The 11,173-nt window shown below is 64.1% G+C and carries 12 protein-coding genes; 7 read left to right on the forward strand and 5 right to left on the reverse strand.

Annotation, left to right across the window (positions count from 1 at the left end; translation table 11 throughout):
• Positions 1-46 precede the first annotated feature (46 nt).
• Together merB and Q0L57_RS00590 are read left to right on the forward strand one after the other, a co-directional pair.
• Positions 47-796, forward strand: coding sequence for an organomercurial lyase (merB, locus tag Q0L57_RS00585; RefSeq protein ID WP_296736317.1), 750 nt, complete (start codon positions 47-49; stop codon positions 794-796).
• Positions 793-2,898 (forward strand): molybdopterin oxidoreductase family protein, encoded by a 2,106-nt coding sequence (locus Q0L57_RS00590; RefSeq protein WP_296736320.1) that lies wholly within the window; start codon positions 793-795, stop codon positions 2,896-2,898. Before merB ends, Q0L57_RS00590 begins: the two co-directional genes overlap by 4 nt.
• Here Q0L57_RS00590 and Q0L57_RS00595 read toward each other — a convergent pair whose 3' ends face one another.
• The gene (locus Q0L57_RS00595) at positions 2,899-5,655 is read right to left on the reverse strand and encodes a hypothetical protein (protein WP_296736323.1); all 2,757 of its coding nucleotides are present in this window, start codon (positions 5,653-5,655) and stop codon (positions 2,899-2,901) included.
• Positions 5,656-5,854: 199 nt separating this feature from the next.
• Here Q0L57_RS00595 and dapB point away from each other — a divergent pair, with 199 nt between their 5' ends.
• The 5 genes from dapB to Q0L57_RS00620 all read left to right on the forward strand — a co-directional run bounded on the left by dapB (position 5,855) and on the right by Q0L57_RS00620 (position 8,409).
• Positions 5,855-6,625: a 4-hydroxy-tetrahydrodipicolinate reductase gene (gene dapB / locus Q0L57_RS00600; RefSeq protein WP_296736326.1), complete on the forward strand. Its 771-nt coding sequence runs from the start codon at positions 5,855-5,857 to the stop codon at positions 6,623-6,625.
• Between the two features lie 452 nt (positions 6,626-7,077).
• On the forward strand, positions 7,078-7,326 hold the full coding sequence (locus Q0L57_RS00605; protein WP_296736329.1) for a DUF680 domain-containing protein: 249 nt from the start codon (positions 7,078-7,080) through the stop codon (positions 7,324-7,326).
• A gap of 57 nt (positions 7,327-7,383) precedes the next feature.
• Positions 7,384-7,629: a DUF680 domain-containing protein gene (locus Q0L57_RS00610; RefSeq protein ID WP_296736332.1), complete on the forward strand. Its 246-nt coding sequence runs from the start codon at positions 7,384-7,386 to the stop codon at positions 7,627-7,629.
• Positions 7,630-7,686: 57 nt separating this feature from the next.
• Positions 7,687-7,893, forward strand: a complete 207-nt coding sequence (locus Q0L57_RS00615) for a DUF680 domain-containing protein (RefSeq protein ID WP_296736335.1) — start codon at positions 7,687-7,689, stop codon at positions 7,891-7,893.
• 273 nt (positions 7,894-8,166) lie between these two features.
• Entirely contained in the window at positions 8,167-8,409 is a 243-nt protein-coding gene (locus Q0L57_RS00620) for a DUF680 domain-containing protein (RefSeq protein WP_296736337.1), read from the forward strand.
• A 255-nt stretch (positions 8,410-8,664) separates the two neighbouring features.
• Here the strand turns inward: Q0L57_RS00620 and Q0L57_RS00625 are convergent, their stop codons facing one another.
• The 4 genes from Q0L57_RS00625 to purN all read right to left on the reverse strand — a co-directional run.
• Complete coding sequence (locus tag Q0L57_RS00625) at positions 8,665-9,174, reverse strand: histidine phosphatase family protein (protein WP_296736340.1); 510 nt, start codon at positions 9,172-9,174, stop codon at positions 8,665-8,667.
• Positions 9,175-9,188: 14 nt separating this feature from the next.
• The gene (locus Q0L57_RS00630) at positions 9,189-9,521 is read right to left on the reverse strand and encodes a hypothetical protein (RefSeq protein WP_296736342.1); all 333 of its coding nucleotides are present in this window, start codon (positions 9,519-9,521) and stop codon (positions 9,189-9,191) included.
• Between the two features lie 24 nt (positions 9,522-9,545).
• A complete protein-coding gene (locus Q0L57_RS00635; protein WP_296736344.1) occupies positions 9,546-10,376 on the reverse strand; it encodes a hypothetical protein in 831 nt (276 codons plus the stop codon).
• Positions 10,377-10,478: 102 nt separating this feature from the next.
• Positions 10,479-11,173, reverse strand: a 695-nt coding sequence (gene purN, locus Q0L57_RS00640) for a phosphoribosylglycinamide formyltransferase (RefSeq protein ID WP_296736346.1), incomplete at its 5' end; no start/stop codon positions are given.

Raw genomic sequence — 11,173 nt, forward strand, 5'->3', positions numbered from 1 at the left:
GCCATGGAGCGAGAGCCGCCAAAAAAGATTGTGGAACGGAAGGCCCATGACCGAGGCGAAGGTTCCGGCTCTGGACGAATATTGGCAGGTACTGGAAAGCCGCCTGCCGAACTTCTCGCGCGAGGAGCAACACGCGGCAATCGCTTTGTACAGAGCGCTTGCAACGGGTCACCCAGTCGACGCCGAGCGATTTGGCCGGGCGCTTGGAATCTCGGCTACGAGCGGCCATGCGCTTCTCCAGCGAGATTCGATCAAGCCTCTCGTCTACCTTGATGATCGGGGGTCCATACTCGGCTTTGGCGGGCTGGCGGCAACGGCTATGCATCACCGTTTCGAGGTGGGCGATTGCACACTATCGACATGGTGCGCCTGGGACAGCCTGTTCCTGCCCGAAATCCTCGACCGCCCTGCGCGCGTCACCTCCGCTGACCCGGAAAGCGGCGAGGTCGTGCGCCTGGTCGTGACGCCGGAGAGGATCGAATCCGTCGAGCCCGGAGAAACCGTTGTCTCGTTTGTTCTGCCCGATGTGGGGATTTTTGACGTGTCCGCCGCCAATGTGATGGCGAAATTCTGCCACTTCGTCTTCTTCTTCGCGTCGCGCTCATCCGGTGAGCGCTGGACCGCCAGCCGCCCCGGTACATTTCTGTATTCCCTCGACGACGCCTTCGCCCTGGCAAGGCGGTTGAATGCCAGAAACTTTGGGCCGGAGCTTGAGCGACTGGCGCAGGGGAGATCGACAGCTTCGCCTTCTGGCCCTACACGCCATTTGCAAAACCCGCTAAACACCCGTGCATGAACCAGCACGCCAAGTTCCGGATCGGCCATTCGGCCTGTCCGCATGACTGTCCCTCCACCTGCGCGCTCGAGGTCGAACTGCTCGACGGAAACCGCATCGGTCGCGTGCATGGCGCGAAGGCGAACAGCTACACGTCGGGCGTCGTTTGTGCCAAGGTCGCGCGCTATGCCGACCGCGTGCATCATCCGGACCGGCTGCTGAAGCCGCTGGTTCGTGCCGCCGGCAAGGGCGAGGGCGCCTGGAAGGAATCCAGCTGGGAAGCCGCGCTCGACCTGGTCGCCGAGAAGTTCATCGCGGCGGAGGCGAGATACGGCGCGGAGACGGTCTGGCCTTACTTCTATGCCGGCACGATGGGGCTGGTGCAGCGCGACGGCATCGAGCGCCTGCGGCATGCCAAGAAGTATTCCGGTTTCTTCGGCTCGATCTGCACCAATCTGGCCTGGACCGGTTGGATGATGGGGGCGGGCGCCTTGCGTGGCCCCGATCCGCGCGAGATGGCGAAGGCCGACTGCGTGGTGATCTGGGGCACCAACGCAGTGGTCACACAGGTCAACGTCATGACCCACGCCACCAGGGCGCGCAAGGAGCGTGGCGCCAGGATCGTCGTCATCGACATTTACGAGAACGCGACGATGAAGCAGGCCGATCTCGGCCTGGTGCTGAGGCCTGGCACCGACGGTGCGCTGGCCTGCGCGGTCATGCATGTGCTGTTTCGCGATGGCATGGCCGACCGCGCCTATCTGGAACAATACACCGACGATCCGCGCGGGCTGGAAGAACATTTGAGGACACGCACGCCGGAGTGGGCAGCCGCCATCACGGGCTTGAGCGTCGCCGAGATCGAGGCCTTCGCCCAAATCGTCGGTACGACGAAGAAGACCTATTTCCGTCTTGGCTACGGCTTCTCGCGCCAGCGCAACGGCTCGGTCAACATGCATGCCGCTTCCTGCATCGCCGCCGTCACCGGTGCTTGGCAGTATGAGGGCGGTGGCGCCTTCCATTCCAATTCCGGCATCTTCAAGCTGAACCAGGACGTGCTCGAAGGCACCGCGATGCGCGACCCGAAAGTGCGCTACCTCGACCATTCGCGCATCGGCCCGGTGCTGACGGGTGCGCAGGACGCGCTCTATGGCGGGCCACCGGTGACGGCGATGCTGATCCAGAACACCAACCCGGCGAACGTCGCGCCCGAGCAGCGGCTGGTGAAGCAGGGCTTCATGCGTGAGGACCTGTTCACCTGCGTGCACGAGCAGTTCATGACCGATACGGCCAGGCTCGCCGACGTCGTGTTGCCGGCAACGATGTTCCTGGAGCATGACGACGTCTACAAGGGCGGCGGCAACCAGCACATCACGCTGGGCCCCAAGCTGATCGAGCCGCCCGAAGGGCCGCGCACCAACCACGATGTCATCGAGGAGCTCGCCAGGCGGCTGGGCGTCGCCGACCGACCGGGCTTTGGCCTGACCGAAAAGGAGCACATCGACATCATCCTCGGCAAGCGCGGCATCGGCAGCTTCGACAGCCTGAAGGAAGACAAGTGGGTCGACCTGCAGCCCGATTTCGACGACGCGCATTTCATCCACGGCTTCGGCCATTCGGACAAGAAGTTCCACTTCCGCGCCAACTGGACAGGCCAATCGGCGCCCAATCGGCCGCCCAAGAGCATGGGTCTGTTCGGGCCGGTCGAGCGGCTGCCGGAATTCCCCGACCACGTCGAACTGATCGAGGTGGCGGACGACGAGCATCCGTTCCGGCTCACCACCTCGCCGGCGCGCAATTTCCTCAATTCAACCTTTGCCGAGACGCCTGTCTCGAAGGCCAAGGAGGGCAGGCCCGAACTGCTTCTGCATCCCGACGACGCCGCCGCGCTCGGCATCGAGGATGGCGGCCGCGTCGAGGTTGGCAACCGGCGCGGCGATCTCGTGCTGCATGCAAAACTCTTCGACGGCGTGAAGCGCGGCGTAGTGGTGGCCGAAGGCATCTGGCCGAACAGCGCGCATGAGCGCGGCGAGGGCATCAACGTGCTGACCGGCGCCGACGCCCCGGCGCCCTATGGCGGCGCGGCTTTTCATGACAACAAGGTCTGGCTCAGGGCGCTCTGATCACTTCGCGGCTTGCGCGTCGAGCTTTTTGATCTCGTCCGCAGCCGCCTTGCGCGCCGTGGCATCCTCGCCCGACGCGCCCTTGTCCTTGGCGTAGGCGATGAGGGCGGCGCGCGTTTGCTCGTCGCAGCCGTCTTCTCCCGCGCCATCGATGCCGGCTTTCTTCGCCGCGTCGAGAACGGAGTCGCAGGCGTCCGGCGCAAAGGCGAATTGGCCCATGACGGCGCCGAGCGTCAGCGGGTCCTGCAGGCGCGGATCGTCGCGGATCGCCTGGAGCGTGGCGACGCCCACCGCCTTCGCTTTCCGGTCCTGCGCGATCTGCGTCAGGTCGAAGATGAATTCGAATTCCGGCTTGTCGACGCCGGCCGGCTTCGACACGAGGATGTCCAGGGCATAGCGGGTGACCTCTTCCGGTGTGACGACCGCCCGCACAGCCTTTGCCTGATGGTAGTTGCTCACCACCGCCCATCGCGAGGGTAGGTCGCCATAGCGGGCGAGCATGTCGAATTGCTTCACGACGGCAAGCTTCTGCTTCTCGGTCTTGGCGGCCTGCGCCTGGGAGAAGACCTTGTCGCGGACGCGCTTGAGGACTTCCGTGGCGAGCTCGCCTGAGGCCGGCGCGGCCTGCTGCGTCGCGGCCTGCGGGCTGGGCGCATCGGCGAGCGGCCCTTTGGCATCGACCCACGCGGCCAGCGCCTTGCGCGCATCCGGGCCGAAATAACCCTTCGGCTCGCCGGCATAAAAACCTTCGCTTTTCAGCGTCGTCTCGATGGCGATGCGGATTTCGTCGGGCAGCGCCTTGCCGAGGCCGACGAGGTTGTCGTCCTCAAGCCCGGCCGGCGCTTCGCGGAACGCATCCATCACCGCGGCTGCGATGGCAGCCGTTCCGGCGCTGGAGGCCGGTCCGGAAAAGAGCCCGCTGAGCTCGATGCTTGCCGCATCGCCGCCGAACACGCCGCCCAGGCCCATCCTGCCGATCCCGTCATTGTACAGGGCGATACGGTCGGTGATGCCTTCGCGCAGCGTCATCAGATGATCGAAACTGTCGAAGGGGAAGGCGCTGGCGATCTTGTCCTTCGCCTTGAGCGAGCCGAGCCGCGCGGCCTCGCGCCAGGCATGCAGCCGCTCGCGCGGGTTCTTGTCGATGCCAAGGCCGTTGTCATAGGCATCGCCCAGCAGCACCATCGCCTCGACGCTGCCGAGATTGGCGGCGTTGATCAGCATGGCGGTCGCCTTCGCATCGTCCTGCGGGTAGACCACGCCGTGTCGCAGCAGCTTGGCGTGAAGCAGATAGGCCTGCGCTTCCTTCTTGGCCTCGCCTTGGTCGATCAGGGTTTTGAGCTCGTCGTCGCTCAGGCCGTCGTCGCGGCGGGACGGCTTGTAGCTGGTCGAATCCAGATTGGCGTATTGGGTCGAGGCATAGAGCCAGAGCGCGTCGCGGTCGCTGGCATCCGCCAGCGGCTTCAACATGGCGCGCGCCACATCCTCGCTCTTGAACTGCTGGTCGTCCGAAAGCTGCAGCCTTGCAAGCGCCAGCCCGGCGCCGGGCTCGCCGGCCTCAGCGGCGTCGCTCAGGCGCTCGATCAGCTTTTCGGGGTTGTCGACCCGGATACCGTCATAGGTGACGAGCAGGCCCGCGAGCCTGATCCCGGCATCGAGATTCCATGAGGCGTCAAGCAGCTCGATTGCCGCCTTGGGCTGGCGGCCGATGAACTTGCCGTCCATCAGCAGGCCGGCCAGCATCGGCCCGGCTTCGGCCACGTTCCTGGTGGCATCGCGCAGCATGGCGATGGCGCGCTTGCCGTCGGCAGGCCCGCCTTCGCCCTTTGCCAGCATGTCGGCCAGCATCGGCACGGCATACTGGTCATGGCCGACGCGCGCTTCCAGCAATTGCCTGGCCTTCGCCGCGTCCTGGGTCGTCCCGCGGCCGAGCCGCAACGCCTTGATATACGCGAGCGCCGACCGTTCCGAGCCGCTGGCGCCGGCCTGGGTATCCGCCTCGATGGCGTGAAAGGCCTTCTGCTGCTCGTCGCTCGTGAAGCCGTCTTCTTCAAGCGTCACTTGCGCGATCACGAGCGGCATGGCCGCGCGCAACTGCTTGTCCCATTCGCCGGGCGACTGGCCCTGGGCCGGCGCATCGACGATGTGCTGCGCGGTCTCGACCGTCTTGTGCGGGTCGCGCCGCAGCAGCGGGCCATCGCTGTATTGGTGCAGCAGCGTCAACAGGGCGGTGAGATGGCCGGCATCGCCGGCTTTCTGCAAGGCATCGAGCGCCATTCCCCGCGTGACCGGCAATGGACCGGAATCCGAACTGTCGTGGCGATGCACCGAGAAGTGCTCGAAGAGGAGGAAATTCGCTTCAGGGCTGCCGCCATCGGCCAGCAGCTTGACCTGCGGGATAAGAAAGCCGAGTCCCGGCTGGTCGAGCGCCACCTGGAGCCTCAGCCACTGCAACTGCAGCCGCTTCTCCTGCGGCGCGCCGAGCATCGCCGCCTGGCATTTGTCGGCAAGGTTCTTGAGCTTGTCGAGATTCAGGTCCTCCGGAAAAAGCTCAAAATATTGGACCGGCGGCGCCTTGGCTTGAGGATCCAGTGGCGCGGAAGCGCCGCGATCGCAGACGCTGATCGCCTCGGCGAGCGCGGCCTTCTTCGCCGCGTCGTCGGATTTGTCGGGAGGCGTCTGCGCCGCAAAGGCCGCGCCGGCCAGCGGCGTTAGCGCGAGGCAGGAAAGGAGCACGACTTGCACCGGCCGCAACATGAGCATCCCCCTCGGACACGGTCCGGGCGGTGCGTCGCTGCCGGACATAGAAGCTAAATTAGCACGCCGCGTGAGGGACGATGAGTGCGGCGCTTCACATTCAGCGCCGCATGATGAACAGCGCCTTCGCCCTGAATCATTTGACGAATGCATCGCCTTAGCCCTTTGTGCGGACTCGTCTTTCCCCTTGGAGCCAGAAATGCCGCAGCCGCTCAAGATAGCCATCGCGGGCGCGCTCGGCCGCATGGGCCGGCAGATGGCCGAAACCATCGCGGCCAACCCCAGGCTGGAACTCGTCGCTCGCTTCCACAGGCCGGGCAGCGTGGGGGAGGGGCTTGTCGAGCGGGATGAGGCGTTGGCGCTTGCCGATGTCGTCATCGACTTCACCACGCCTGCCGCCTCGGCGGAGCTTGCAAAGGTCTGCGCGGCGCGCGGCGGCCCGGCGCTGGTCATCGGCTCGACCGGTTTCGATGCCGCCGAGCTGGAGGCCATCGCCGAAGCGGCGAGGAAGGTCCCCATCGTGCGCTCCGGCAGCTATTCGCTCGGACTCAACATGCTGACCGGGCTGGTCGAGAAGGCAGCGCGGGCCCTCGGCGCCGGCGACTGCGACATCGAAATCCTCGAGGCGCATCATCGCATGAAGGTCGATGCGCCGTCGGGCACGGCGCTGATGCTGGGCGAGGCGGCCGCGCGTGGACGCGGCGTCAGTCTCGCCTCCGTGGCAAGGCGTGGTCGTGACGGCGTCACCGGTCCGCGTCCACCGGACGAGATCGGCTACGCCGTTCTGCGCGGCGGCAGCATCGTCGGCGAGCACAGCGTGAGCTTCCTCGCCGAAGGTGAGGTGCTGACGCTGTCGCACGCCGCGGGCGACCGCTCGATGTTCGCTCGAGGCGCCATCGCCGCCGCGCTCTGGGTGGCCGGCCGGGAGCCAGGCGAGTACGACATGGGCGACGTGCTCCGCTCTGGGTGAGGGCCTGGGACGATCTCCACCAGCGGTGAAAAGCGGGCGGGTGAAGTCGCCGATCCTATCCCGTTCGGCGTCCGGTCACCCGCTTCCCGGGGACGAACCGGATGGCGAATGAGGGTCCTTCGGTCGCTACATTACAAACTTGTAATTTAAACCGAACCGTTCGGTTCAATTTATGTTGACTGACCGTGTATCATTCGGTGAACAGCGGCCTGGGAGACGTCGCGGTGTCCTGCAAAGGATATTAAGATAAGATATTGATATTGCTATAAAAAATATTCGGAGCAGCCTCCGATTTCAGATTTCAAGACCCCGATTGGGCCGTGAGTCGGCACAATTTCGTGATTGGAACCGACGGTGGGGCCGACCCATTTCGGTGTTGTCCGAGCGACGCGATTTCCGATGAAGGCACGCCACTTGACGGACAGGACTTTTGAAAATCTGGAGTATCTAAAATGAACAGGATTGCTCTTACCGCTGCCGCCCTTCTGGTTGCCACGGGCGCCGCCTTCGCAGGCAGCGACAATTATGGCTCGAACAACGTCAACCAGCCGGCCGCGTCCACTGCACCTGTCGCCAGCACCGGCGTCGACACCACCATCACCGGCTCGATCAATGCGGTCCGCAAGTTCGAACACCGCGATCTCCTGATCAAGGGCGACTCGAACCAGCCTGAATCCGGCCAGGGCATCTGGGGCCACTAAGCCGGCCCTGATGCAAACCGCCAAATTCAACTGAATTCCAAATCTGGAGTAACTGAAATGAACAAGATCGCTCTCACCGCCGCCGCCCTGCTGGTTGCCGCCACTGGCGCCGCTTTCGCCGGTTCCGACAACTACGGCTCGAACAACGTCGATCAGCCGACTGTGACCTCCACGGCGCCTGCCGCCAGCACCGGCGTCGACCGGACGATTACTGGCTCGATCCGCAAGTTCGAGCATCGCGACCTCGGCATCTCCGCCGACCAGAACCAGCCCGAATCCGACCAGGGCATCTGGGGCCACTAAGCCGGCCCGGATGCAAACCGCCAAATCCAACTGAATTCCAAATCTGGAGTAACTGAAATGAACAAGATCGCTCTTACCGCCGCTGCCCTGCTGGTTGCCGCCACTGGCGCCGCCTTCGCCGGCTCCGACAACTACGGCTCCGCCAGCACCAACCAGCCAGCCGCTTCGGTCGACACCTCGTACACCGCTTCGATCAAGAAGTCGGATACGAATGTCCAGAAGCCCGTCACCCAGGGCGCCGATCGCGACCTCTTTGGCCGCTAAGCGGACCGATCTCCAACACCTCAAAGCGGCGGGCTTGTCCCGCCGCTCTGCTTTTATGGAGCCGGCTATCGAAGCGCCTGAATCGAACCGGCAGCTCCTCTATCTCGCTGTCCGAAAACGGCTTTTCGGGCGGGAGCATGATCGTGGCTCAGCAAACGATCGAGAACCCGGAAATTTTGCCGGGAATAAATCCGGCTCCTTCCCGGTCTTGTCGGCAGCGGGGTCATCCTCCCAAGGCGCCGCGGAATGAAACGACAGACAAGGAATGATGAAATGACCAGGATCGCTCTCACCGCGGCAGCCACGCTTCTTGCCGTGGGCACAGCCTTCGCCGGCAGTGACCACTACAACGCCGATAATGCGGACCAGCCGACCACCAGTGTCGACGGCGTCACCACGGCATCGGTCGCCAAGCGTGGGCTTGCCAAGCCGACCGATGTCGAAGCCACCATGACCACGGGCCCGGCCGGATCGAAGGCTTGGCCCGATCCCGGCCAGGGCATCTGGGGCAATTGAATTCTCTGCATAAGGGAATGTGAAAGGTGGTGGACTCCGCCGCCGTGCTCTCTTGACGAAGGCGACGATGAGCCGATCTCCCCCCTTGTGGGGGAGATGTCCGGCAGGACAGAGGGGGGCGCGAAGGAACGCTCCCTTGGCTATCTCCCAAAATTGCTACCGGAATGAAAAAAGGGCTACGGCCGGCGGGGCAGCGCCCCCCTCTGCCTTGCCAGGCATCTCCCCCACAAGGGGGGAGATCGGCGGCTTCGACGTCTACCCCAAATCCTTCGGCCGGATAAAATGCGTCAACCGGGCGCGTCCGAACTCGAGGCTTCCCCAGTCGTCCTCCACCGTGAAGCGGGCAAGCGCTCCTGTCGGGAATTTCGCTTCGATCTTCTTGAACACGCTTTCATCCGACCCCGGCCCGGCCAGTCGCATCGCGAAATGCTGGAACCCGGGATTATGGCCGATCACCAGGAGGCTTGCCGCCTTGGCTTGCCGTATGCGCGCCAGGATGGCGGCCGGGGCGGCCTCGTAGATCTCCTCGGCGAATTCCGCCGCCACATGCTGCGGCAGTTCGGCGGCAACCAGCCGCCAGGTGTCTCGGGTGCGCAGCGAAGGCGAGACCAGCGCAAGGTCCGGCAGCCAACCGCGCCGCGCAAGCTCCCGCCCCATCAGCGGCGCCGTCTTCAACCCGCGCGGAGCGAGCGGCCGCTCGAAATCGGCAAGCGCCGGATCGTCCCAGCTGGACTTGGCATGGCGCAGGAGGAGCAGTTGTCTCATGGGCGTTTGTTTGCTCAGGACCAGGGAATCGCGGCGTTGAAATCCTTACCGTACCGGCCACCATACTTTGCGCCGGTGGCGACATCAAAGGCCGCTGACAACCTTCCGAAGATGAACAGCCCGACGCGCTGCTCGTCCTTGTCCCATCGGACCACGACATCGGTGTCGGCTATCGACCAAGCACCTGATCGAACGTGGATTATTCCGACGATCGGCCCAACTGTTTCGCCCTTGACTTCGCAGAGGTAAAAATATGCCGTGGCATTCTGCGGCTCATGATCTTCTTCATACTCGAAGACGCCGGCAAGATCGCCTTTGGCGCGGATCGCGCTGTCGAAGATATCCAAAGTTCAATTCCTAGAGCGATCCATTCATAGGCTAGGGAAGCACATACCAAGCGCGGTTTCGTTGACCCCGTCCGCTCCTCGCCACCAGATTGCAGGGTAGCCCCAGTCGTTCAAGTGCTGACCGGTGTGCTCGCGCTCGTAGGCGAGCGTGAACTCGCCGAAATAGCCGCTTCGGTTCCTTGGCTGGAGCACACCGCAAACGGCGAGAATTTCAATGAGTACCCGCCTCTCGTTCTTCGAGGAATTAAAGGTGCCGGTCAATGCTTTCTCAAGGTTGCTCACCGTCGAGTCCGGTGGCATCGAACGCGCCGTGTCAACTATCCGATGCATCGTTTGCTTATCGGCGGCTGTAGGTCCCTGAGGCAGTTCAGCGCGAAAAAGGGCCAGGTCGAACCAAGCGTAGACCGGATTGTCACGGGGTACGCCGCCCCATTTGTGCCGCCCGAAATTCAGCGCGTTAAGGTCGAATTCGGCTGGCGTCGGATGCTCGTAGAACCCGCACCACTCGCATCGCCGGGCGCCCGAAGGAACGATCGACGCCGGCGTGGCGGCGATTAGGTGGTTGGGGAAGTTCGCGGCAAATGCGTAGCTGCCGAGCGCGGATCTCAAATCCAACCGCCGACTGCCGAGACTCGCGAGGAAAGCATCGGAAATGGCGGTTGGGTCTGCCCGCTTGCGCTCCTCGATCAATCGGGAAACCACTCGATCGTGCGACAATTCGATGGGGTCGAACATATACCCCATGCGCTTCGCGTAGGCGAAGTCATCAGGGGATACCTGCCTGTCTGCGTCCCGTATCCAGCCGTTCTTCCAGAACGTCTGGAAGAGAATTTCCCTTGCCCGCTTGTCCTGCATCGACCGCCCGTTTGTTGCGATGGAAGAGATCGCACACAGGGGCTCTTCGGAAAAGATGGGACTGAACCCTGCCACGTAAATCGCGGCAGGTCTCAATGGCCGCTACGGCGTGATCCGCGCCAGTTGTTCGAGGTCGGTTTCCTCGCGCAGCGGGTCGGGCGCCATCACCACCGAGCCGGCGTTCTCGGCGTCGTCGGCGAAATGGGCAAGCACCGTGTGGCCCTTTTCCATGCGCGCCTTGCCCTCAGCCACCAGCCCGAGCGCCAGCGGATAGATCCGGTGCTCCACCTTCAGCACCCGCGCGGCCAAAGTGTCCTCATTGTCGCCGACCATCACAGGCACGGCGGCCTGCGCGATGACCGGGCCTTCGTCCATCTCGGGCGTCACGAAATGCACCGAGCAGCCATGGATGCGCACGCCGGCGCGGATGGCGCGGGCATGCGTGTCGAGCCCCTTGAAGGCAGGGAGCAGGGCAGGGTGGATGTTGACCATGCGGCCCGACCATTTCTCGACGAGGCCGCGTCCAAGGATGCGCATATAGCCGGCCAAAGCCACGATCTCGGCGCCGAAGCCGGTGAGCGCCGCGTCGATCGCGGCGTCATGCGCGTCCTTGCTCGGGTAGTCGGCGCGCTGGATCACCTTCGTGGCGATGCCGCGCGACTGGGCGATGCCGAGGCCCGCGGCATTCGCACGGTCCGAAATGACGCCGACGATCTCCGCCGGATAGCTGGGGTCGGCGGCGGCCGCGATCAGCGCCGTCATGTTGGAGCCGCGTCCCGAGATCAGGACGACCGTGC

Origin of the sequence: Mesorhizobium sp. (genome assembly GCF_024509055.1) — a bacterium.
In the GTDB taxonomy this organism is placed as follows: domain Bacteria; phylum Pseudomonadota; class Alphaproteobacteria; order Rhizobiales; family Rhizobiaceae; genus Mesorhizobium.

Bases quoted from the DNA above. Each gene is read 5' to 3' on its own strand.
- merB (WP_296736317.1), top strand. From the start codon at position 47: ATGACCGAGGCGAAGGTTCCGGCTCTGGACGAATATTGGCAGGTACTG.
- Q0L57_RS00590 (WP_296736320.1), top strand. From the start codon at position 793: ATGAACCAGCACGCCAAGTTCCGGATCGGCCATTCGGCCTGTCCGCAT.
- Q0L57_RS00595 (WP_296736323.1), bottom strand. From the start codon at position 5,655: ATGTTGCGGCCGGTGCAAGTCGTGCTCCTTTCCTGCCTCGCGCTAACG.
- dapB (WP_296736326.1), top strand. From the start codon at position 5,855: ATGCCGCAGCCGCTCAAGATAGCCATCGCGGGCGCGCTCGGCCGCATG.
- Q0L57_RS00605 (WP_296736329.1), top strand. From the start codon at position 7,078: ATGAACAGGATTGCTCTTACCGCTGCCGCCCTTCTGGTTGCCACGGGC.
- Q0L57_RS00610 (WP_296736332.1), top strand. From the start codon at position 7,384: ATGAACAAGATCGCTCTCACCGCCGCCGCCCTGCTGGTTGCCGCCACT.
- Q0L57_RS00615 (WP_296736335.1), top strand. From the start codon at position 7,687: ATGAACAAGATCGCTCTTACCGCCGCTGCCCTGCTGGTTGCCGCCACT.
- Q0L57_RS00620 (WP_296736337.1), top strand. From the start codon at position 8,167: ATGACCAGGATCGCTCTCACCGCGGCAGCCACGCTTCTTGCCGTGGGC.
- Q0L57_RS00625 (WP_296736340.1), bottom strand. From the start codon at position 9,174: ATGAGACAACTGCTCCTCCTGCGCCATGCCAAGTCCAGCTGGGACGAT.
- Q0L57_RS00635 (WP_296736344.1), bottom strand. From the start codon at position 10,376: ATGCAGGACAAGCGGGCAAGGGAAATTCTCTTCCAGACGTTCTGGAAG.